Source organism: Paenibacillus sp. PsM32, assembly GCF_030433815.1.
GTDB classification, from domain to species: Bacteria; Bacillota; Bacilli; order Paenibacillales; family Paenibacillaceae; genus Saccharibacillus; species Saccharibacillus kyungheensis.
Genome location: NZ_JARUWY010000011.1, coordinates 75,963 through 100,333, shown reverse-complemented (window position 1 = coordinate 100,333; position 24,371 = coordinate 75,963). Strand labels below are relative to the sequence as shown.

The 24,371-nt window shown below is 41.3% G+C and carries 22 protein-coding genes; 4 read left to right on the top strand and 18 right to left on the bottom strand.

Annotated features, from left to right (window positions below; translation table 11 throughout):
• Positions 1 to 102: 102 nt before the first annotated feature.
• Positions 103 to 1,161: an anthranilate phosphoribosyltransferase gene (locus QCD85_RS18875; protein ID WP_420540626.1), complete on the bottom strand. Its 1,059-nt coding sequence runs from the start codon at positions 1,159 to 1,161 to the stop codon at positions 103 to 105.
• A 21-nt stretch (positions 1,162 to 1,182) separates the two neighbouring features.
• Positions 1,183 to 1,776, bottom strand: a complete 594-nt coding sequence (locus tag QCD85_RS18870) for an ANTAR domain-containing response regulator (protein ID WP_301263554.1) — start codon at positions 1,774 to 1,776, stop codon at positions 1,183 to 1,185.
• 453 nt (positions 1,777 to 2,229) lie between these two features.
• Between QCD85_RS18870 and nirB the strand changes: the two genes are divergently transcribed.
• The 3 genes from nirB to cobA are packed head-to-tail and all read left to right on the top strand — an operon-like array spanning position 2,230 to position 5,849.
• The gene (gene nirB, locus QCD85_RS18865; RefSeq protein WP_301263553.1) at positions 2,230 to 4,680 is read left to right on the top strand and encodes a nitrite reductase large subunit NirB; all 2,451 of its coding nucleotides are present in this window, start codon (positions 2,230 to 2,232) and stop codon (positions 4,678 to 4,680) included.
• An 18-nt stretch (positions 4,681 to 4,698) separates the two neighbouring features.
• Entirely contained in the window at positions 4,699 to 5,010 is a 312-nt protein-coding gene (gene nirD / locus QCD85_RS18860) for a nitrite reductase small subunit NirD (protein ID WP_301263597.1), read from the top strand.
• Between the two features lie 17 nt (positions 5,011 to 5,027).
• Entirely contained in the window at positions 5,028 to 5,849 is an 822-nt protein-coding gene (cobA, locus tag QCD85_RS18855; RefSeq protein WP_301263552.1) for a uroporphyrinogen-III C-methyltransferase, read from the top strand.
• 256 nt (positions 5,850 to 6,105) lie between these two features.
• Here cobA and QCD85_RS18850 read toward each other — a convergent pair whose 3' ends face one another.
• The 11 genes from QCD85_RS18850 to QCD85_RS18800 form a co-directional block, all read right to left on the bottom strand.
• Positions 6,106 to 7,851: an adenine deaminase gene (locus tag QCD85_RS18850; protein ID WP_301263596.1), complete on the bottom strand. Its 1,746-nt coding sequence runs from the start codon at positions 7,849 to 7,851 to the stop codon at positions 6,106 to 6,108.
• 59 nt (positions 7,852 to 7,910) lie between these two features.
• Entirely contained in the window at positions 7,911 to 8,987 is a 1,077-nt protein-coding gene (locus QCD85_RS18845) for an ABC transporter ATP-binding protein (RefSeq protein WP_301263551.1), read from the bottom strand.
• Positions 8,988 to 9,003: 16 nt separating this feature from the next.
• Entirely contained in the window at positions 9,004 to 9,795 is a 792-nt protein-coding gene (locus QCD85_RS18840; RefSeq protein WP_273613917.1) for an ABC transporter permease, read from the bottom strand.
• A 7-nt stretch (positions 9,796 to 9,802) separates the two neighbouring features.
• On the bottom strand, positions 9,803 to 10,624 hold the full coding sequence (locus QCD85_RS18835) for an ABC transporter permease (protein WP_273613918.1): 822 nt from the start codon (positions 10,622 to 10,624) through the stop codon (positions 9,803 to 9,805).
• Between the two features lie 802 nt (positions 10,625 to 11,426).
• Positions 11,427 to 12,419 (bottom strand): nucleoside hydrolase, encoded by a 993-nt coding sequence (locus tag QCD85_RS18830; RefSeq protein WP_301263595.1) that lies wholly within the window; start codon positions 12,417 to 12,419, stop codon positions 11,427 to 11,429.
• 84 nt (positions 12,420 to 12,503) lie between these two features.
• Positions 12,504 to 13,580: an ABC transporter substrate-binding protein gene (locus QCD85_RS18825; RefSeq protein WP_273613919.1), complete on the bottom strand. Its 1,077-nt coding sequence runs from the start codon at positions 13,578 to 13,580 to the stop codon at positions 12,504 to 12,506.
• Between the two features lie 228 nt (positions 13,581 to 13,808).
• Entirely contained in the window at positions 13,809 to 14,156 is a 348-nt protein-coding gene (locus QCD85_RS18820; protein ID WP_273613920.1) for a DUF2294 domain-containing protein, read from the bottom strand.
• Between the two features lie 155 nt (positions 14,157 to 14,311).
• Positions 14,312 to 14,749 carry an Imm63 family immunity protein gene (locus QCD85_RS18815; RefSeq protein ID WP_301263550.1) on the bottom strand — a complete coding sequence of 146 codons (438 nt, stop codon included), beginning with the start codon at positions 14,747 to 14,749 and terminating at the stop codon, positions 14,312 to 14,314.
• A 19-nt stretch (positions 14,750 to 14,768) separates the two neighbouring features.
• Positions 14,769 to 15,833 carry an ankyrin repeat domain-containing protein gene (locus tag QCD85_RS18810; protein WP_301263549.1) on the bottom strand — a complete coding sequence of 355 codons (1,065 nt, stop codon included), beginning with the start codon at positions 15,831 to 15,833 and terminating at the stop codon, positions 14,769 to 14,771.
• A 199-nt stretch (positions 15,834 to 16,032) separates the two neighbouring features.
• Complete coding sequence (locus tag QCD85_RS18805; protein WP_273613923.1) at positions 16,033 to 16,986, bottom strand: nucleoside hydrolase; 954 nt, start codon at positions 16,984 to 16,986, stop codon at positions 16,033 to 16,035.
• Positions 16,987 to 17,152: 166 nt separating this feature from the next.
• The gene (locus QCD85_RS18800; RefSeq protein WP_301263548.1) at positions 17,153 to 18,055 is read right to left on the bottom strand and encodes a diacylglycerol/lipid kinase family protein; all 903 of its coding nucleotides are present in this window, start codon (positions 18,053 to 18,055) and stop codon (positions 17,153 to 17,155) included.
• A 359-nt stretch (positions 18,056 to 18,414) separates the two neighbouring features.
• Here QCD85_RS18800 and QCD85_RS18795 point away from each other — a divergent pair, with 359 nt between their 5' ends.
• Positions 18,415 to 19,281, top strand: a complete 867-nt coding sequence (locus QCD85_RS18795) for a YitT family protein (protein WP_273613925.1) — start codon at positions 18,415 to 18,417, stop codon at positions 19,279 to 19,281.
• 136 nt (positions 19,282 to 19,417) lie between these two features.
• On the opposite strand, the gene QCD85_RS18790 is transcribed toward QCD85_RS18795, so the two are convergent.
• The 5 genes from QCD85_RS18790 to QCD85_RS18770 form a co-directional block, all read right to left on the bottom strand.
• Positions 19,418 to 19,540, bottom strand: a complete 123-nt coding sequence (locus tag QCD85_RS18790; RefSeq protein ID WP_273613926.1) for a hypothetical protein — start codon at positions 19,538 to 19,540, stop codon at positions 19,418 to 19,420.
• A 25-nt stretch (positions 19,541 to 19,565) separates the two neighbouring features.
• Positions 19,566 to 21,422, bottom strand: a complete 1,857-nt coding sequence (locus QCD85_RS18785) for an ABC transporter ATP-binding protein (RefSeq protein WP_301263547.1) — start codon at positions 21,420 to 21,422, stop codon at positions 19,566 to 19,568.
• Complete coding sequence (locus QCD85_RS18780) at positions 21,419 to 23,152, bottom strand: ABC transporter ATP-binding protein (protein ID WP_301263546.1); 1,734 nt, start codon at positions 23,150 to 23,152, stop codon at positions 21,419 to 21,421. The genes QCD85_RS18785 and QCD85_RS18780 overlap by 4 nt, the downstream gene beginning before the upstream one ends.
• On the bottom strand, positions 23,152 to 23,652 hold the full coding sequence (locus QCD85_RS18775) for a MarR family winged helix-turn-helix transcriptional regulator (RefSeq protein ID WP_273613929.1): 501 nt from the start codon (positions 23,650 to 23,652) through the stop codon (positions 23,152 to 23,154). The genes QCD85_RS18780 and QCD85_RS18775 overlap by 1 nt, the downstream gene beginning before the upstream one ends.
• A gap of 199 nt (positions 23,653 to 23,851) precedes the next feature.
• Positions 23,852 to 24,370, bottom strand: a complete 519-nt coding sequence (locus QCD85_RS18770; protein WP_273613930.1) for a MarR family winged helix-turn-helix transcriptional regulator — start codon at positions 24,368 to 24,370, stop codon at positions 23,852 to 23,854.
• Position 24,371 lies beyond the last annotated feature (1 nt).

The window sequence follows — 24,371 nt, the reverse complement described above, 5'->3', positions numbered from 1 at the left end:
ATTGGCTAAAAACATGAAAACCGCTTTTTCCTCAAAAGGAGAAGCGGTTTTTTTGTGGATTGATATGGGTGGCTACTGCAAATAATGATGATCTACAAACGACTACAACCTATTCCCGATCAACATATTAGGTTGTTCTCCACGCATTAACTGACCCCAATGTTGGTACACTTGATACGCCTTGCCACTTTCAAGTATCGATTTGGCGGTATAAACGCCTTCTTCGATTGAACCTGTTTTGCCTGTCAAAGCAAGCCGGTACGCACTATTCAGTAAGACTTGATTGGTAAACGCAAGATCGGCTTGTCCGCGTAACACCTGCTCGGTCACTTCAATCTGCGTAGACGCTGTCCACGACATTTCCGGTAAAGAGATATCCAATCCATAGACTTCCGGGTCTATAATCTCCATATGAGCTTCACCGCGCTCTACCCGATATGTACGTGTAGGACGATCGATAAATAAATCTTCTGATCCTTCTGCTCCCTGAATAATCGCTGCTCGCTGATAATCCAATCGTTGTAACACTTTAGAAATCCGTTCAAAAAACGTATTATGGAACACGCCATACACCAGATAAGGAGAATGACTATAATTCATTAGTTTTTCAGCGCTATTCAGTATCGTACGCACACCTATTTCTTCACGCAATGTACGCAAAGCACCTAATGGTGGACACCACTGCTCTGCCGCTACAAATAATAATCCTGTTTCCTGAGCAGCATATAAAGATTGATCTCTAGTTAGATGCTCGGTATTGACGCCCATTTCGCGCAACAATAGTGGTAACGTCACACCCCATTTAGGAGGCAAAGGTTCACTACCATGCAAGGTGACTTTCTGCCCTGTCGCTGCCAAAACAAATGAAGTTGCAAAGCTCGCTATAAATGAAGCTGTCCGTCCATCATAAGGAGCAGCACAATCCAGACTATTGATAGAGGAAGTACGTAACGCATATTTACGGCAGATATCGACAAAAGCATGCATCTCTTCTATATTTTCCATCTTCATTCGTTCTGCCATAAAAAAAGCACCGATCTGTACGTCAGACGCTTCTCGATTCAAAATCAGTTCGCCTACAGCTAGCGCTTCATCATACGTAAGATCTCTGGAACCTCTTTTGCCTCGACCTACTTCTTTCAGTATGTCTGTCATGTTCACGTCAGGTTCCTCCTTTGACTATTAAGATTGTAACAACTGATGTGCTTTGACAATAGCTGTAGCGACATCAACCAGGCGTTTACGATCATTCATCGCTTTTTTACGTAAAATATCATAGGCTTCCGCTTCTGATATTTTTTTCATATCTGCTAAAATACCTTTTGCCATATCGATCCATTTGCGATCTTCCAAACGGGATACTAATTGCTGACGCTCACTATGCCATTGTTGCCGTTCTACACATAATTTGGCTGCAAAATGAAGTGCCCAGTGAAGTTCTTGCTCTTTCATTGTGGGTGTCAAAATCCCATCTATCGCACTTTCCATTTCACAAGCTTGTACAGAAGAAGTAGCTGTATACGGGCTACACCACCACAACATCGGGATACTACGTGAATGCGTAAGAATGTGCTCTAATGCTGTAATCTCTTCTATCGGTAGATCAAGCACTACAGCATCGGCTTTGTTTAACAAAGGTTTGACATCATCAGCCCCAACTGAAATCGACGCCTGATACCCGTTATCTTCCAGCAAAGTCTCAGGTAACACAACAGACTCTAACTGATCCGGACCACAGATGATATTCTCCATACGGATAATCAGTAAAGAACGCATTGAGAGGTACTCCCTCCTCATAGACTTAATACTTACAATGAAATATATAATAGAAAATATCACATGAACAACTAGATTTAAAAGTGGATAAGCAGATTTTAGCTCTTTTTTAAGACAATCAAGATAATCGAGGGTGTTTTGATATTTATCATGTAAACATAATTAACTTCTAATTTCAAATAAAATTTTTATGTTATTTATATTGACATGTAATTATACATCTTTTATAGTTGGTTTATCGAAAAACACATATGATCAATTATCGCATCATCAACATATTATCTATCTGTTAGCGAAATGATAACTAGATACAATGGAGTATCTATTTTATAGACGGCAATGAAGCCTGTCTCAACTCTATATCAGAGCACCAAGCGTCTGGCACGCTTATCTCTGGTTGGAATGAGACAGGCTTTTTATATGTAGATCGAGATTATAGGAGGAGAGATCATCATGACAACAACCAAAAAATTAGTATTAATCGGAAACGGAATGGCAGGCGTATGGACGATAGAACATTTATTGAAGCTCGCACCACATGCATATGAAATTACTATTTTTGGAGCAGAACCTCATCCTAACTATAATCGTATCTTATTATCGACTGTACTTGCCGGTGGGGCTTCGATCAATGACATCATTATTAATGATCATGATTGGTATCGTGATAATCATATTACGCTGTACACCGGTGATCCTGTTATTCGTATTGATGCTGATCAGCGTCAGGTCATCTCTGCTTCTGGATTACATGTAGACTATGATGAAGTGATTATTGCAACCGGTTCGCGCGCCTTTATCCCACCTATTCCAGGTTCAGACAAAGACGGTGTGATCGGTTTTCGAGATATTAAAGATTGCGAGACGATGATAGCAACGGCTCAAACGCATCGCAAAGCGGCAGTGGTCGGTGGTGGACTGTTAGGGCTTGAAGCAGCTCGCGGACTATTAAACCTCGGTATGGATGTTACTGTGATTCATATCAATGAACATTTGATGGATCGTCAGCTTGATCTTCCAGCAGGTCTGATGCTACAAGAGCAGTTAGAAGCACAGGGTATGAAGTTCCTACTTGGCAAGCGTACAGTCGAATTAACAGGCAAGCGCAGAGTGACAGGGCTTCGATTCACTGATGGGGAATCGTTAGACGCTGATCTTGTCGTGATGGCGGTTGGGATTCGCCCTAATATCGATGTTGCTCAGTCCTCAGGACTAACAATCAATCGGGGAATCGTGGTTGATGATCATTTACACACCAATATTCCTCATATTTCAGCTGTAGGCGAATGTGCAGAACATCGAGGGATTGGATACGGGCTAGTGGCTCCTTTATATGAACAAGGGGCTGTGCTTGCCAAGCGTCTTGCAGGACTGGACACTGCCGGATATGAAGGCTCAGTCACTTCAACCAAACTTAAAGTAGCAGGTGTAGATGTATTTTCAGCAGGGCAATTTGCAGATACTCCACAGACCAAGTCGTTACGGATGCAAGATGATATCGACAGCATTTACAAAAAATTAGTGATTCAAGATGGGAAATTGATCGGAGCGGTATTGTTTGGCGATACGTCGGAAGGCAGTTCATTATTCTCACTGATCAAAAGTGGCGAATCGATTGTTGGACGTGAAAAAGAACTATTGACTGGCTATGCTGGTGGGGCGACAGCCGTTTCTCCACTACAACGATTAGAAAGTATGGCAGATGATGAGATTGTCTGTGGTTGTAATGGTGTGAGCAAAGCGGCAATTGGCGATGCAGTACTTCAACAAGGCTGTCATACAATGGGGTCGCTCAAAGCTTGCACCAAAGCATCTGCATCATGCGGAGGCTGTGCTCCACTGGTCGAAGGATTGCTTCAACTATATGCTGGAGATTCCGCTCAAGTGACTGTCAAAGAAGGCATGTGTGGATGTACTTCGCTACAACGGGATGAGATTGTAGAACAGATCAAAACGATGGGTCTCAAAACTGTCAAAGAAGTGATGAATGTACTGGAATGGCGCGAACCTGAAGGTTGTTCCAAATGCCGTCCTGCCCTCAATTATTATCTAGGCATGTTGTTCCCGGCTGAATATGAAGATGAAAAAGAATCCCGTTTCACCAATGAACGTTATCACGCTAATATTCAAAAAGACGGCACCTATTCAGTGGTTCCCCGTATCTATGGCGGAGTCACCTCCCCTGCTGATCTCAAAAAAATCGCCAATGTGGCTGAAAAATATAATGTCCCACTCGTCAAATTTACCGGTGGGCAACGATTGGATCTACTGGGGATTCGAAAAGAAGACTTGCCTAAAATCTGGGAAGAATTAGATATGCCTTCCGGTCATGCTTATGGCAAAACATTACGCACCGTCAAAACATGTGTCGGAAATACATTTTGTCGCTTCGGTACACAGGATGCGATGGCGATGGGAATCAAAATGGAAAAAGCGTATGAACGCTTAACCGGCCCTGCCAAAATTAAACTGGCTGTGTCTGGATGTCCCCGTAACTGTGCAGAAGCAACGATCAAAGATTTGGGGTTAGTCGCTATTGATGGCGGTTGGGAACTGCATGTAGGAGGCAACGGTGGGGTCAAAGTACGTGCGGCTGAACTGCTTTGTACGGTCAAAACAGAAGAAGAAGTGATGGAATGGTCTAGCGCGTATTTACAATATTATCGTGAACATGCTCGCTTTAATGAACGCACCGCAGCATGGATCGAACGTGTAGGCTTAGATCATGTGAAAGAAGCACTTGCTGATCAACAGACTCGCTTGGAACTGGTGAGCCGTATTGAAGAAACGCTTAGTTACACTTCTGATCCATGGAAAGAAATTATCGCCAAAGATGAATTACGCAAAAACTTTGAACCGCTACACCAAGCACCATTAACCGGATCGACCACATCTATCTATTAAGGGGGAACTGCGATGACGATGACTAAATTACATGTAGGGCATATTCAAGATATCGATAAAAAAGGATCACGTACATTTCTATTAGGCGAGACTGAGATTGCTCTATTCCATCTGAGCGATGGTAGTATTCATGCAGTCGAAAATAGTTGCCCCCACAAACAAGGGCGATTATCGGAAGGGATGGTGTGCGGAACAGCGATTCATTGTCCTTTACATGATTGGAAAATAGATTTGCGGAGTGGAAAAGTACAAGACCCTGATGAAGGCTGTGTGCATACGTACAACACCGAAGTTGATCCTGCGAGTGGAGCGATCTATATTACATTTTGAGCAAAGGAGTGGTGAAGATGAATAGAGCATATGGTACAGTCAGCATTATCGGTGCAGGCCCGGGCGATCCTGAATTGATTACCGTCAAAGCATTACGACGGATTCAGCAAGCCGATGTGATTATGTATGATCGTCTGGTGAATGATGAGTTGTTAACGTATGCCCGCCCAGATGCACAGAGACTATTTTGCGGTAAAGCGCCTGGATTGCATCATATGAATCAAGCCACTATTAATCGGATGCTTCTCTCTTATGCCGTAGCAGGTCATACGGTTGTTCGGCTCAAAGGCGGCGATCCCCTTGTTTTTGGACGTGGTGCAGAAGAAGCTCTATTTCTAGCAGAACATCATATTCCTTACGAAATAGTACCGGGTATCACGTCAGCAATCGGAACGGCTGCCAGTGCTTCTATTCCACTGACTCATCGCGGTGTAGCGACATCATTTGCTTGTATTACCGTATGCCGGGCTAATCCAGCGATTGAGCCAGCAACTATCGAAGCAGTATCTTCTGTGCCATCGATCTCGCCAGCTCCTGTGCGGTGGGATCTGCTTGCACATAGTGTAGATACTCTGGCGATCTATATGGGTGTCAGTCAGTTGGACGAAATCTGTAGTCAATTGATCCTGTGCGGTAAACCTTCTGTAACCCCTGTCGCTCTGATCGAAAATGGCACAACCGAAGCAGAACGGATAGTTACGGGTACACTGGCTGATATCACTCAGATAGCGACAGCCGCTCATATCAGTAATCCAGCGATGATTATTATCGGTGAAGTGGTTCATATACGGGAACAATTAATACAGATGAAGCATCAAGCTCACCAAATGATCGGATAATGCTTGTCTATATGTACAGCAATTGTTGGCAATCCGGCAAATTTTCCAATATTACGATCACGTATATAAAGACACCTCTTGAATAGGTATAATCGTATGATCTATTTGCACCCTCTCCAATAGATTCTATAAGCGTAGATACGAATCTAAAAAAAGCCATTTCCCTTCATATAGAGGAGAAACGGCTTTTTTGATATCACTATTTTTAACAATTATGATTTTTAGTATGTCATATAGAGAGCGTTTTAAAAATGATCTATTTTTGGTCTGAATTATTTATTTGATCTCGAGTAACTCCTGTTAGTAAAGGTACTACTTCTCCTTTATTCACATCTATTAGACCATAATCCGTAATTTTGAGTGCAGGGCTAACAGGTAACGAATGCGTACTGATCGACATAATCGGATTGTAATGCTTGTATCCTAACTCGCGCATAGCTGTAACCAGTTGATCGACAGCAATTGCTGTTTCTTCCAGAGGGGCTTCTGTTAAGATACCGCCTACAGGTAAGTGCAGTGAAGCAATCACTTTTCCGTCTAACACAACACAGAAGCCGCCTTGCTTGCTAATGACTTCATTCGCTGCTATTGCCATATCTTGTGGATTACGACCGACAACAAGTAAATTATGATTGTCATGTGAATAGGTTGTCGCTATCGCACCATGTGTAATCGTATCCCCACCGATCAGACCATACGCATGATTGCCATTTTTTCCATACCGTTCAAATGTAGCGATCAATCCATACCCACTCTGTTCCCACATCAACTGCTGATTACGCACACTTACATCGGTAAGACGTTCTTCGGTAAATGTTGATCCGTCTTTGACCATCATGACCCGACATTCATAAAGACCATCATTGTTAGGAACTGAAACTTGAAAATGTTGTTCGTTCAGCAATTCTAACTTCACACTGTTATAAAAGTGAGCTGGGAATTGCGGTTCGGAAGAAGGCTGTACATACGGCTGATCTTGCTGATACACACATAATCCTTTTTTATACACTTCATCAATCTGGAACTGCTCGATATCGGATAGTAAAATAAAATCGGCTAACTTACCGGGTGCTATAGCTCCACGATCACTCATTTTCATCCGTTTTGCAGGTGTAAAAGTAGCCGCATAGATCGCCGCTTCAGGTGTCATACCCATCTGAATCGCTTTACGCACGATATAATCGAGATGCCCACGCCACGCTAGACTATCTGTCATTACATCATCGGTCACAAAGCAGAAATGCTCTGCCACATCGTGATTGATCATATAATCGATGATTTCCGGTGTCATCGATTTCTCTTGCAGTTCAATAAACATCCCTGCTGCTATACGTTCTGTCATCCCTTCTATACTCTGGTGGGTATGATCAGAATCGATGCCTGCTGTAATCAATTGATGAAGATCCAGATCAAGTAACTTAGGGGTATGCCCTTCAATAACAAGATGCGGATAATGAGTCTTCATATGACGTAAAATCTGATTGGTTTTGCATTCAGGATCACGTATCACATCGACATAGTTCATAATTTCACCGAGACAAATAATAGACTCGGTGCGCATCAACTCGTCAATATCCGCAATTTCGATAGAACCGCCTGTTGTTTCAAGCGGTGTTGCGGGTACAGAGCTAGGAATACTGTACATCATATCGCATATCACATCTTGACTGGCGGCGATCATTTCTTTGACCCCTTCAAGCCCGAATACATTGGCCATCTCATGCGGTTCCGGTACGATTGTGGTGACTCCGCGACGTAAAATGCCATGAGAGAATGTCGCTGGCGTGACCATCGAACTTTCAATATGCAAATGAATATCGATCAGCCCGGGAATCATATACCGTCTATGACCTTCGATCACTTGTGTAGCTACAAAACGATCACTGCTTTGCTGACCGATATATAAAAATTGTTCGCCCTTAACAGCTACATCGCCTGTACGAAATTCTTTATAGTAACTATTGTACACTTGCACATTTGTGATCAACAGATCAACAGCGATTGGAGCTAATGTAGATGTGTTAGCTTCATGACTGTGGGTCGTGGATGTATTTACACTACTCATTGTCCCACCATCACAATCTTATCCGCTGGAAAAGTAATCATCACCTGTTGACCGGGTGCGATCGGGATATCCATTTCTTGATTAACTGTGAATGCTCCTAACGCTGTCTGTACTTCAAATTGATAACTACGTCCTAGATACGTACTGACTTTGACTGTGCCTGGTACTTGATTAGACAAAGACTTTTGCAGATCAGTCAATTCATCTAACCGAGTAATGCGTAAGTCTTCTGGACGGATTGCGCCTTTATACGTCTCAGCTGTCGATTGCCCTGCTTGTAACTGCACAGCAAATCCATACTCACCAATCGTCCACTCTACCCCTGTATTTCCTTGACGTGTACCATCAAAAGCCAAAAAGTTATTAAACCCGATAAAACGAGCTACATATTCGGTTTTGGGATATTGATAAATATCGGTCGGTGCGCCTAATTGCTCGATTTTGCCAGCGTTCATAATCGCTACTTGGTCGGAGATCGAAAAACATTCTTCCTGATCATGAGACACATAGACCGCAGTCATGCCTAATTCTTGTTGTAAACGACGAATCTCCACACGCATCGTTACTCTTAGATTGGCATCCAGATTACTTAGTGGCTCATCGAATAGTAGTAGATCAGGCTCAATCACAAGTGCACGCGCAATCGCTACACGTTGACGTTGTCCACCGGATAATTCTTGCGGGAACCGCTTTTCAAAGCCATTCAGACTCACAATATCAAGCATTCGCAACAATTTTTCTTTCACCTGTGCTTCTTTCACTTTGCGTAGACGTAAGCCGAACGCTACATTATCATAGACCGACAAATGTGGAAATAACGCATAACTTTGAAATACAAATCCAAAATTGCGTTTGTTGACTGGCAGATTCGTATAATCTCGCCCATCGAACATAAATTTGCCACCTTTAGCCTCTAAAAAGCCTGCAATCAGACGCAACGTGGTTGTTTTGCCACAGCCGCTTGGTCCGAGTAATGAAAGTAATTTGCCTTCTTCTAATTTGAGATCGAAATTCTCCAAAATCAGGTGGTTATCATACGCCACCGATACCTGTTCTAAGCTGAGTAATGTCATCGTCGTATGCCTCCCCTTATCGTTTGGTAAAGTAAGCCAGCCCACCCATGAGACGTTCAATCACGAACATCAACAGACCGGTTAATATCATCAATACGACCGAAATCGCTGCTATCGTTGGATCGAAATAATTCTGTACATACGTCAACATCTGGATCGGTAATGTACTAATTCCCGGCCCTGTCATAAATACCGAGATATCGACATTATTGAATGACTCCAGAAAAGCAATTAATACCGCCGCCATAATGCCTGAGCGGATATTCGGTAATACCACTCTGAAAAATGCTTGTAATCGTCCTGCGCCAAGACTAACTGCCGCTTCTTCAATAGAGAAGTCAAAGTTCGATAGACTGGAACCAATCACTCGAATAATAAACGGCAACATGATCACTGTATGTCCAACCAATAGACCGGTATAAATCGGTAAATGGTACATCACTAACACATATTTGAGCATCGTAAAACCAAGTACAATCCCTGGAATCAGTACCGGTGATAAAAAGATGGCATTCAGTAAATCACGTCCGCGAAAGTGATATCGACTTAGCGCATATGCCGCAGGTACACCAAGAATCAAAGCAAGCAGATTCCCTAGTAACGAGATCACAATCGATGTGACAAACGTCTTCGGAAACATATCGACTGCCCATATATTTTGATACCATTTGAGTGAAAATCCATCCGGTGGGAATTTCAATACCGTACCCGGCCCGAATGAGGTGACCGAGATGATCACCAGTGGTCCTAGCAGAAAAATAAAGACTAACGTGCTAAATATCGCCAGCCCGTAATGTTTTTCTTTCATCTTCGTCTCACCCCTTCGGATTCAATTTGGTCGCTACTTTGTTCATCAATCCTACAACAACCAGTGTAATCACAATCATAATCGTCGCAATCACAGAAGCTAGATACCAATCATTCAATGTCATCGCATTCTGATACAGGAATGTAGAGATTACCCGTTCCTTACCTCCAAGCAAGGCTGGCGTTGTATATGCAGTTAGACTACCGACAAATACAAGTACACTTCCGATAATCAGACCCGGAATCGTGAGCGGGAATAATACTTTACGCAACGCAGTAAACCGAGAAGCGCCCAAACTTTCTGCTGCCCGAATCAGTTCACTATCTACATTTTCCATCACACCGACAAGCGTAATAATGATCAATGGTAAAAATAGATGTACCAGTCCGATAATCATCGCTGTTGGTGTATACAAAATTTCGATCGGCTTATCGACAATACCTGTAGCGACTAGAGCATTATTCACCAGACCTTTACGTCCGAGAATAATCATCCAGCTAAACGAGCGCACCACAGGGCTCGTGAGTAGTGGGAAAATAGATAAGGCTAGCAAAATCCCTTTTTTCCTTGTACCCAAGCGAGAAATATAGTAAGCCACTGGATAACCCAGAGCGATACAGATCACTGTTGTAAATACACTGACTCGTAGTGTAGTCAGTAGAATTCGATTGAAATACGCATCTCTGAAAAAGTACAGATACCCTTCCAAAGTCGGTTTGCCTTCTTGCACAAACGTTGAGCCAATCGTCAATATAATCGGGATCAGCATAAATACGGTAAGGAACAGCAGCCCGGGTAGGAGCAGCCAGTACATCTTATTGATTTTCATAGGTGGGATACGCTCCTATCTGAGCAGAATTAAGGTGGTTCTTTGGGACGGCGTAATTGGTGTTACTTTTAAAAGAATATTTAAAAGATAAAAAATGATTAGCTAGTTGAGATTAGAGTTGCTCTAGTAAGTGTCGCTACGAAAACAGGATATTCTTACCGTCGCTTGTTGTAATCGGCTCCTTTGATTAACCGCTTTGCGGTAAGGAGTCGATTACAAAGGCGAGCGCTTCGCTCTTTCAGAATATTCTGTTTCCTCCGCTTAGAGGAGACAGCAACGATCGGATTGGTCTAGTGTAATCAAAAACTTAAATACGTATTATTTATCACTCGATTACGAAAATTAAAATTGTAGTTTTATTAAATAAAGCTAACTTTTTAGTAAGAAAATAACTTAATTACAAAATGACCAAGCACGATTTTAGATCATGCGAGGGATACAGAATAGTCGCGTTAAGGGTTGGAGTAGCAGTCTAAAAGCAATGTTACTTTTAAAAGAGTAAGTTCGATGTTATTAGTTGCTGTGTTTCTTTCAAGCTTCTAAATTTTTTAGTTTTTTTGATACTTTTAGTGCTTTTTGCAAATCTACCTACCTTCAATGGTACGGAGCGTAGGGAAAGACATTGTTCTGAAAGAGCTACAAGTTTTCGTAAGAAAACTACTTCGGAAGCTTATACTTGATCGCCTTTGAAGTTGAATCCCGACTGCTAAGGCAGATTCAGCTTCAACAGCGACGGTAAGAACAAAGTCTTTCCTGAAGCAGACTCACTCCTTCACACATAGCATAATCTTTTACTACAATATTATTTTAAGGAAATCTGCTCTGCATTTTCGATCAGTTCTATTTCTACACTTGCTACAGGTTGAATTGCTTTGAGATTACTCAGGGATTCCAAAAAGATTTTGAAAAAGGCGATATGGTTGACCTTTAGAGCGACTTGGACGTTGGGTTGTTTGCCCAAACGATTTTGAAAATCACATACAGTTTGTCCGTCGCATAAGTCGCTGTTGGTTTCGATATCGACATGGTATAACGTGGTACTGATTACACCGGGATACAGAGCGGCGGCTACTGCAAGTGGGTCGTGCATTGCGCATGCTTTGACTCCATTGCGTTGTTCGTAGCGCTCCATATAAGCGGATGTGCTCTGACCTACATATACTGCGATTTCAGGTTGAGCGGTTCGGTTGAGCGCACCGAGATGGTTGTTGTTTAGCAATACTTTGCGTGTCACATCTAACGGTACAAGTACTAGATTGGCAAAGCCTGCATTTAGGACTTGCTTGGCGGCTTCAGGATCGACGTACATATTGTATTCAGCCGTTGGTGTGATATTGCCGTATTCATTAACGGCTCCACCCATAATAACGATTTCTTTGACGTTAGCGATAATCTCTGGTTGTTGTTGAATCGCTAATGCGACATTGGTCAGTGGTGCGGTGAGAATCAATGTGATCTCACCGGGATGATTCATAATTTGCTCAATCATAAATTCGTGAGCGGCTTGAGGTTGAACCTGTTGCTCCACCTTCATCTCAGTTAATGCGCCACCGATCCCATCATTGCCATGAACCGAATGTTCAAATCTCGGCTTCCGTACTAACGGAGTATCTGCTCCTGCAAAAACAGGGATATCCGTACGATCGATCAACTGTAGAATTTTGAATGTATTCGTCGTCGCCTGTTGCATCGATACATTACCGTTAACCGTCGTAATGCCTAAAATATCACAACTGCCGCTACCGACAGCTAGCATGATACCGAGCGCATCATCGATTCCTGTATCTACATCCATAATGACTTTCCGTTGCACTAGACTCAAAGTACATCCTCCTTCAATCTTCAAAATATGGTTGTAACAGTCGTACTTTCTTTGAGCTTAACCACCGATTTCACGGTTCCAACGATCTGTCCATGCTGGCATATTTTTATTAACAAATTCCATATCTAGCTTACGTAGATTCTCAATAATATCTGCACCGTACGTAATCCCTTGTGCTTCTTCGTCTGTCAGTACCACATCTTTATTTACAGGAGAATCAACTTTGGCTTTTGCCGATTTCTCTTGTACGTCTTTGCTCAATTGCCAGTCGATAAATTCTTCAGCCAGCTCTTTGTTATCGCTACCTTTGACGATGTTCACTGTATTGATGACTGCATAAGCCCCTTCAGATGGAGTGACAAACTTCGCACCCGGTACAGCAGCTTGAATATCTTTGAAATACATTTCCATAATCGGGCCACCTGCAATCTCTTCTTGTCCGATCATATTCACGTATTCTGAGGTTTGACTATAGTATTTGACCACACTCGGGTCTAAAGCTTTCAGTTGTGTAAATGCTGCATCTTCGTTGAATTCTTTATTACCTGCTACGCGCGACGCGGCATCGATCATCATCGGACCTGCGGTTGCTGTAATCGCCGGCATCGTTACATTATTAGCAAATTCCGGCTTCCATAGATCGCTCCATGATGTCACTTCACCACTAACCAAAGCTGGATTGTATGCAATACCGAGCTGAGCTACCGTATAAGCAGGGCCATATTTTTCGCCATTGGGAGCTTTGGCAATATCATAAATGTGATCTAAATTCGTCAATTTAGTACGATCAATCGGTTCGAGTAAATTATCGTCTATCGCTTGTTGTGCATAATAATCCGAGAGGTAGATCAGATCCACATTCGTACTGCCCTGACGGATTTTGTTTAACCGCTCTGCATTGTTGCCTGTTTCGAGTACGATTTTGACATTATGTTCTTTTTCAAACGGTTGGAAGACCGATTCTTGTAGAAAATCTTCCGAAAATCCCCATGTCGAGATGACCAGCTCTTTTTGTCCGTCTGCACTGCCACCTGTACTTGCATTACCGTTCTGATCAATCGTTGTTCCACAACCTGCAAGCCCTACACCTGCTAATGTTAATGCCAGTAATCCACTCATCCACTTTTTACTCATGTTTGGTTTCCCCTCTCAAATGGTTGATTCTGAATAACAATGTTGCAACAATTACTTATAAACAAACAAAAAAGAAAAGTATCCTTGTAAGAACAAGAACACTTTTCTTCGATAAACAAAGCAAAGCGGTACCCGTTACAAACTGATCTGTATCCGGTCACCTTTTAAGATAGATCAAAAAAGGAAATCCGCCAGTCAGGTTGGCGTGTCAGTTGAAACCAGCTTGCGTTATTGATTCTCCGCCAGTACCACATTGGTAAAAGCCCATTGGGTAGACGCATCATAATCGCGCAATATAGCTTCAATATTCAATTGCAATTCTTGTTCTAACTTTTCACGAAATTTACGCTTATAGACGGTCGATAAACGAAAATCGACTTCCTGCTTGAGTGCAGGATCTTCGCCTTCAAGTGCAGCCGACCGTGGAGAACGTCGGTGTCTGGCTTGAAACGTAATAATATGATCTTCGACCGAAACTCGTAACAAAGTGGTTCCATAACCAAATAGTTCTTTGGATACTTCGTTATATAACTGTGCCATTTTCTTTTTGGACTCATTGTGATCTAGAAGATTCATCTTATCACCTTCACTGGTAAATGTCGTACATTGAGTTCGTCCGACCTCGTTATTATACATAAATTAATAGAATGGAGCAACATAATTACGACTTTTAAAATAAATATTGTTCTATAAGCGAACATTGCGTGTAAGTATATTCCAAATCGTCCGTTTTATCGGGACTCGATTTCTGCTCGTTTGCCTGTCTCATGCCACCACTGTGCATATATGCCGCCAATCGCATCAAATATCTGGGTCTGCTCATTTTTCCATTCCTGAATCAGATCATCATCATAGGTTAAAAAAGACGTTTTGTTATCGACTTTGTATTTGCGTAATAACCGAATATGAGTCACCAGTTCTATCGTATAGGCTAATATCCAGTACAGCATCGCTTCTTCATCATAGATCATTTTGGTAAAAACTGTTTGACCCCGTTCATACATTTTCAATCGATATCCGGTAGCAGTCAGCTCTACAAAAGGAGCAAAATCATCTAAAAAAGATTGTACAAATGGATTGGTGATATAGTCTCGATACTCTGCTTCCTGTAATGAAGTACGTTGTAATAACGAACGTAATTGTTCTATATATTGCGCTTCTGTTTTCATAAGCAAGCTCCTTGATGTTCTATACTAATAACTCCATAAACTTGCCGGGATCATCACTAAAATCTGACCATGTACCCAAAGCGGTATATGTTAAATGCTCTTCATCATAGCAACCGATGACTTTTTTAGTCGGATTCCAGACGATACATAGATCTGAATACAGACTGATCTCTGCGGACAATCGTAGATAGCGCTGTCGCCCTACTTTCATCTCAACCGTATCCAGTAAAGACAAAAATTCAATCTGCTGTGTTTGCTGGTCAGAATCTTCCCACTGCAATACCCGCTCGTCTGTACTTAAAAATTCAATTAATGTTTTAGGAAGTTTGTAACTTTGCAAAGTATATAATTTATTTTGCTCATTATGAAATGCAGCAGGCTCTAGACTTTTTAACAGTTGTGCTAAGTACTCATTTTTATTGATAACCGCTATAGTGTATGGACGTTCTCCATTTTTTTCGGCTATCGTGACATCTGCTCCACGTTGAATCAAATACTCTACCATTGCTACATTTTCATTACGGGTAGCTACAGTAAGTGGAGTCGCATGATACGGATAGACCATGTCTGGCTTATTGTAATTGATATCTACTCCATGATCTAGTAAGAAATCGATCGTTTGTAGATCATGATTCGCTACTGCTTTACGCAAAACAGACCCTCCATATTTTTGGATATCTAATCCCAATTCATAGATCAGCGCTATATTCTTTTTTTTGCCAAAATAAGCGGTATCATAAGCACTGGATTGGACTCGATTCAATCGATTGATCTGCGCACCATGCTCGTATAAGTATCGAATCAACGGTTCTTCTCCGTATCGTACCGCTAACAAAAAAGCAGGATTGTCTTTGGCATTCAAATTCACGCCATGCTTCACTAACCAATGCACTACTTTATCGTGTTCTAACGTTATTGCCATATCTAATGGAGTAATCGTAGTATATTCACTCAAAACAAACGGTTCTTCAATATCCCAACCTTCTATAAATGATTGCTCTAAAGCAGCTATATCTTTATTGTATATATGTAATGCAATCGGTGGCAATTGGGCAAACTTCCCGATATTTGCAATCACGTACATAAAAACACCTCCTGAATAATCATGATTGTATGATTTATTTTCGCTCTATCGGATATATCCTACACCTTTTTGGAATATCGTCAAAAATCCGTCTGTCGTTGACCTAGTATATAGGTTTGGACAGACGGATCATATATTGTTTTTATTTATTTGATCTGAATATAAGTTTCTTTCTATACGGAATAACTACTTTATAGAATTAATAACGAGCCGGTGCTGATTTTTTTGCGAGTTCTATCATATAATCAAAAAAGGCAGTCGGATTCGTATCATATACAAAATTCACCGGACGACCATCGGCTTGTTCTACCGTTCTACCTTGTGATGGGCCATCTGGAATCACAACACAATTGACTACTTTTTTCTGTACAATATCTGGACGACCAATCGACAATGTGGTTAATACATCCCAGAAATAATACGTTGAATTGTTCTCCATATGTACAAGCGGTGGACAACAAGCATAACAGTTACCTAAGAAATCGACACCTTCATAACGACGGTCTGTTGACCAGCGTTTACGGATATTTAAGTCTAAAGGCACTTTAATGGTACTTTCTAAAGCAACCAGATCGATCACGATCTTACTTTGCCATACCCGATGTGCCGCTTCAGGATCCCAGAATACATTCCATTCTGCACTTCCATCATGTTCAGGCTCATCGACATTCCCATGTGCAAATCCGCCACCCATCCAGACTAATTTTTCAATTTTGTCTTCGATCTCTGGAGCTTCATCAAGCGCACGAGCTAGATCGGTAAGAGGGCCGGTAAATAGTAAGGTTGTTTTTCCTTCTGTTTGTAACAACTGTTGAATCATATGACGGTGAGCTGGTAATTCAGCCAGTGGAGCTTCCATTTTTCCGGATTCATTTAGAATAGGTAACGCATCTACATAAAATGTATGCATCCGCCATGCCGCTGGAAAAGGATTTTTACCGCGTGAATTGGAACGAGCTACTTCTGGTGCATATGTGCCAAAACGATCAATAATTTTGCGACTAGCTGCTGCACCGGGTTCCAAATATCCGTCTGCTGGAATAACCGATACCCCTGTTAATTTTACATTTTCCATCTGCAATAACATAAATAGAGATACTAGATCATCGACTCCAGCATCATGGTTAAAATAAACCGATTGAACTTGTGACATGATTACTTGTTCCCCCTGTAATGCATCTGTATATCACGATGCTTGAATTTCACGTTCTCTCTATTCATATCATAATGCCTTCAAGAATACCAGACAGCTCTTATCCAGATCACCGTCAATTGTTAGGCTGATTATGCTTACTTTTCATCATAAGTTCCACTTCGATTTATTGTATATCTGCTACGGGTTCTCCGATCAGAAATGTTAATTTCCCTGATAATACACCTAGCTCTGCGGGTGTCTCCAAATAAATTTCGCCATCCATATCCGCAGGCATCGGTTGAGCAGTAGTTAATGTTGCTTTTGTAGTGCGAATATAATCAATATTGCTATATTGTGGATTCCAGACTTCTTCTGTTTTGCGACTTACCAATTCACGTAGTAAAGGTAATCCTGCTTCACGAATAATCAGCACATCTAACAGACCATCTTCAAGCGAGCTTGCTGGAAAGGGTAACGGATTCGTTCCCAAAAAGCGTCCATTGGCTACATAGATCATAATCGCTTCCCCGTCGATTTCTCCTTCATCATGAGTCAAATGAAACGTAAACGGTTCAGCAGTACGTACAGTCTGTAATGTACTAAGGAAATAACTGATTTTACCGAAAGCGCCTTTCAGATCAGGATTGATATTTTGCGACGTTTCCGCGATCAATCCAATACCATAAAAGTTCGTAAAGTATTGTCCATTCACCGTTCCAATATCAATCGTACGTGTATAGCGTTCATTCAATACTTCTGCCGCTTTGGCCATTTGTTGAGGCATCATCAGTGCGCGCGAGAAATCATTACATGTACCACCTGGCAATACACCTATAACCGGCGGATGATCCAGTAATGCTAATCCATTAATACATTCATGCACTGTACCATCTCCACCTAGAATATAGACAACATCGTATTGTTCTCCTAATTCTTTGCATAGCTGTTGTGCTTCACCCGGTTGATCTGTTCGACGTACATTCAATTCAGGTAATGCTAATGACAAAATACTCAAAGCCGTTCCTAGTAATTCTGGAGTTAGCGAACCTGCATGTCCATTATAAATAAGTAGCCCTTTGTTATACATAAAAGTACCCCCATGATTGGAGCATAAGATACTTATTCATACCCTTGTTTGACTACCTTTTAAACGATTAACAGACAAATACGTACATTTCTCTTGCTTGGCTACGATAACATACGAAAAGCTTGAGAATTCTGCCTTTTTTGAAGTTTATTGATTAAATTTTACGTTTTATTAGGATTGAAAAGAAATGTATGATATTATTTATATAGGTAACTTATCTTTTTTAGTACAATTGTGCTCTTTAGATATTGTTGAATAGTTCGATCGGTTCGCTTGTTTATGAAATAATATTCATAACGTGTAGCGCTTATGGAATTACTCAATAATCTTACCTAATAATTTGAGAAAGAGGATTGTGTATGCCGAGAAAACACCGCAAATTAACTCCCGTCCAATTGCTCGCCAAATTCATTTTCATTACAACTGGTGCTGTAATGATGGCAGTAGCCCTCGAAATTTTCCTTATTCCGAATACTGTGATTGACGGAGGAATAACAGGGATTTCAATTATTTTGTCTGAAGTGACTCCTGTTCCATTAGGTCTTTTTATCTTTATTATTAACGTTCCCTTTCTGATTATCGGTTATAAACAGATCGGTAAAACGTTTGCCTTTTCTACTTTATACGGAATTACAGTCATGTCGTTGATGACTGCATATTTACATCATATACCTGCACTGACAGATGATAAAATTCTAGCCAGTATGTTTGGTGGTGTGATTCTTGGATTCGGGATTGGTCTGGTTATCCGCTTTGGGGGATCGCTGGATGGTACAGAGATTGTAGCGATTTTGCTTTCCAAACGTTTCCATATGCCTGTAGGGCAAATCGTTATGATTATTAACGTATTTATCTTTGCCGTTGCTGGTTTTGTATTCGGTTGGGATTCAGCAATGTTCTCGATCTTTACGTATTATATCGCAGCCAAAGTTATGGATATTGTTGTCGAAGGTTTGGAAGAATCCAAATCGGTTACGATCATTTCTTCAGAGTACGAAGAAATCTCGCAAGCGATTGTGGACCGTCTGGGAAGAAGTACAACTTTTATGTACGCTAAAGGCGGCTATTCCAAAGAAGATACACAAATGATCTATTGCGTTGTAACTCGTCTCGAACTTGCCAAGTTACGTACGATTGTACAAGATATCGATCCTTCTGCTTTCCTTGCCATTGAGCATGTGTCAGAAGTTATCGGTGGTAACTTTGAGAAGAAAAATATTCACTAATTGATGATATCAAAAGCCTCTCTGCACTACGACAGAGAGGCTTTTTTTGTTATTTCTAACTTATCTACTATTGTATCCCAACTTAAAAAGAACGATCTATATCCCTACAAATAGGAATGCAGATCGTTCTTTTATGTTAATTATTTCTTTGTTGTTCTAATTGCTGAACTTTATCTTCTAATATACGGATTCGCTTGTGATGACGATAAGCAATCGGAGTAACTGCTACAATACAGATCAAAATCACGCCTAAGATCATAACAATATCCTCCATACCATTAAAATTAATTCGCTATTTTAACCTGTCCGGTAAATTGGCTATTATACAAGTCTGCATAGAATCCTTCTTGTGCTAACAATTCAATATGCGTTCCAGTCTCAATCACTTTACCATGATTCATCACTAGAATCAGATCGGCTTCACGAATCGTAGACAAACGGTGGGCAATTACAAAGTTCGTACGCCCTTCCATCAATGTATTCATCGCTTGTTGAATCAATACTTCTGTCCGCGTATCCACACTACTGGTCGCTTCATCTAGAATCAGAATCGCAGGATCAGCCAGAATAGCACGCGCGATCGTCAGCAATTGCTTTTGACCTTGTGAAATATTAGAGGCTTCTTCATTCAGCACCGTATCATACCCCTCCGGCAAAGTACGGATAAAGTGATCAGCACGCGCGGCTTCAGAAGCTCGCATAATCTCTTCTTCTGTGGCATCTTCACGTCCATACGCAATATTATCCCGAATACTTCCACCAAACAGCCAGGTGTCCTGTAATACCATTCCAAATAGACTGTGTAGTTCAGCACGCGATAATTCGCGGATATTTTGACCATCTATCGTAATCTGACCGTTATTCAATTCATAGAAGCGCATTAACAGATTGATCAGTGTTGTTTTCCCTGCTCCTGTCGGCCCTACAATCGCAACCGTCTGTCCGGCACGCACATGAATATTCATATCGTCTATAAGCAGTTCATCTTTTTTATAACCAAAAGCGACATGCTCGAATGTTACATCACCACGTACAGGGCGAGCAATCGTAGTTATCGCTTGATCTTCTTCTTCCTGCTCATCCATAATTTCAAATACGCGCTCTGCTGAAGCAATCGTCGATTGAATAATATTTGAAATGTTAGCAAGCTGGGTGATCGGTTGCGAGAATTGACGCGCATACTGGATAAATGCTTGTACTCCACCGATACCGACTGTACCGCGAGTCACCATAATACCACCCACTACACAGATAAGCACATAACCGATATTACTGATAAACGACATCAACGGCATAATCGTACCGGAAATATATTGCGCTTTCCATCCTGATTCATACAGTTTTTCATTAAGCTCATCGAATTGAGCTAAAGACTGCTTTTCCCGTCCAAAAGCTTTGACAACACGATGTCCGGTATACATTTCTTCGACATGTCCATTCAGATCACCAAGCGATGCTTGTTGTCCGGCAAAATGTTTTTGCGAACGCTTCGCCACTACAATTGTAACGAGTAGACTCAGTGGAATCGTCAAAATAGTAATCAATGTTAGCAATGGACTGATAGTAAGCATCATTACAATAACACCGACCAGTGTTACGATCGAAGTAATCAACTGGGTTAGACTTTGTTGTAACGTATTACTGATATTATCTACATCATTCGTTACCCGGCTTAGCACTTCACCATGAGACTGTTGATCATAGTAACGAAGCGGTAGACGGGATAATTTGCTTTTAACATCTTTACGCATCTCATAGACTGTATTCTGTGCTACGCCTGACATAAAGTATTGCTGAAAATAAGCAAATAACGAACTGAACAAATACAATCCAGCCAAAATCATCAATAAATCTATAATATATCTGAAATTAATAGCAGTTCCGCCGGTGACGCTGTTAAATAATTCATCTGTCGCCATTCCCATAATACGCGGAGCCACAATACTAAATAACGTACTGAGTACCGCAGCAATTAGCACAACAAGTAATTGCATCCGATAAGGGCGAAGATATGATAATAATCGTCTTAATGTACCTTTAAAATCTTTAGGCTTTTCACCTGGTAAAGACATCCGTGGTGGGCCACCCATCTGCCCGGCTTGTGGTCGTTGTGGAGGTTTTGGTTTTTGCTCTTCACTCATGCGATCTCCTCCTCCGACAGTTGCGAAGATACAATCTCACGATAGACTTCACTACTTTCTAACAATTCACGATGTGTGCCTCTACCGACAATTTTGCCATCTTCCAGCACAAGAATTTGATCTGCATCCATTACTGTACTGACACGCTGAGCGATCATCAATACCGCTGCATCGGTTGTTTCGGCTTTGAGCGCTGCGCGTAATTTAGAATCCGTTTTGAAATCAAGTGCTGAGAAACTATCATCAAAAATATACAATTCAGGCTTACGTACCAATGCACGAGCGATCGACAACCGTTGCTTCTGTCCACCCGATACATTCGATCCACCCTGTGCAATCACAGAATTATATCCATTTTTCATTTCGCTAATAAAATCAGATGCTTGCGCAATCGTAGCCGCATGCTTCATTTCTTCATCGGTTGCCTGTTCATATCCATAACGAATATTTTCAGCTATTGTTCCTGTAAAAAGTAATGCTTTTTGTGGCACATAGCCGATTTTCGCACGCAGTGACGCTTGATCACGCTCACGGATATCAATCCCATCGACTAGAATTTGTCCACTTTCTACATCGTAAAAGCGCGGGATTAGATTCACCAGTGTTGATTTGCCTGAGCCAGTTCCACCGATAATCGCTGTCACTTCACCGCTTTTGGCTTGAAATGAAATCTGTTCTAGCGCAGGCTGTTCTGCTCCTGGATAACGGAAAGTCACATTATCAAAAATCACACTTCCCCGTCGTTCCTGAATAGTAGAACTTACAGGATGCTCCGGATCTTCAATCTCTGGTTTCATTTGCAATACTTCATTAATACGTGTTGCAGAAGCAGAAGCTCTCGGCACCATAACGAAGATCACAGATAACATTAGGAATGAAAATAAAATCTGAGTCGCATACTGAATAAATGCCATCAGATCACCGACTTGCATATCTCCATAGCTGATCCGTACACTACCGAATCCAATAATCGCGATAATCGAGAAATTTAAGACAAGCATCATTACAGGCATCATCAATGCCATTAATTTATTAACCGAAATAGCAGTATCCGCTAGATCACGACTAGCTCCATCAAACCGTTTGCTTTCATACGTATCTCGATTAAATGCACGAATAACACGCAATCCGGTTAAATTTTCACGCATAACCATATTTAAGCGATCCAATTTACTTTGCAATGCTTTGAACAGTGGCATTCCTTTGCGGGCAATACTGAAAATAGCTAGCCCTAACAATGGAATCACAATAACGAAAATAAGCGATAACTCTGCATCTTTGGAGATTGCCATAATCAGACCGCCAAGCATCATAAGCGGTGCCATGACCATCATCCGTAACATCATCGTTAGCACTTGTTGAAGTTGTGTAATATCATTGGTCGTACGGGTAATTAACGAAGCTGTACCGATACGATCAAATTCTTGTAACGAAAAATTTTCGACATGCGAAAACACACGACTGCGTAGATCGCGACCAAATCCGATCGAAATTTTGGCTGAAAAGTAACTAGCCGCGATGGAACATAACATTCCACCTGCGGCAAAGAGTAACATATATAAGCCAATCCGCAAAATATAAGCTGTGTCCCCTGCCGCAATACCTGTATCTACAATATCAGCCATCAATGTAGGCAGGAACAATTCTGACATCGTTTGCAAAAATACCAACAGCAGAACCAGACCGATTCCACCGTAATACGGTCGAAGCTGTCCTAGCAGTTTGGTCATTACTCTGCATCCCCTTTATGTTCTGGTTCCGCAGGTTCAAATACTCGTTCTTGGAAATAAGAAAAGACGCGACCTAATAATTCAGTCAATTTTCGACTATCTTCTTCTCCTAGATAATCGACCAATCCTTCAAATGACGTTTTGAAAACAGCAAGGGACTGCTCCATAATCGCTGCACCTTTATCCGTCAATGTCACACGTACAGCACGACGATCGCTTTGATCCATATTGCGCTCGACCAATCCATCGTTTTCCATTCCTTTGATCAATTGAGTAACCGTTGGAGAAGTTACTCGAAGTAGACGACTCAGTTCAGAAACTTGCATCCCGCAACTAATCGAGTCTGCTTTGTTACCTATACAGATCAAAGCCATAATTTCACTTGGTTTATATCCCGCTACTGGCTTTTGACGCCAATCTGCTTTGCGAAAAAGACGAAATGCACGTAATAACTCTTCACCCATCGGTGATATTCCTTCAAACTTCAAATCTTCTTCCACCATTTATTCACCTCAACGTAAAATCCTATTATTTAGCCATACTAATTATTAGGTTAACTAATTTTAAATCTGTATGCAAACCTTGTCAATGTTTATAACCCCATATACTTTTAATTATATACACTTTTCGTAATAATCCTACATTTAATTCTTTATTTTAAGGTAATCTATCCTATTTATATTTATATGGTAAATAATGTTATATTTCTAATTGACTGCTGACTTCAAAGCCTGCTCGTAATTTGGAGATCAATTCCTGCATTTTCACAAAATCTTCTTCCTCGAACTTGGAAGTCAGCGCAATCATAAGCCCTACATATCCTTCTACATTTTGCTCCACAAATCGCATTCCTTTTTCAGTCAGTTGTACCGAAGTACGGCGGCGATCTTTGGCATCATGAATACGTTTGACCCAACCTTCAGATTCTAGTCCATCAACCAGTCCTGTAATCGTTCCACGAGTCACCTGTGCTCGATCTGCTAATTCCGAAGGCAACAGACTATGATTCGTATCCGCATACAAAATACATAACATCATAATTTTGCCCCGCGATAATCCCATTCCTGCAAAACGTGCATCCATACTTTTAAAAATTTCTTCAGCTGTACGAATAAATTGAATTGTTGTTTTCACCGATTGAGCAGCTGGTGTATGTTCAGGTATTCCTGTTAATTTCATAAAAGTCTGACTTAATACCTCTGAAATCTCCAACTTCACA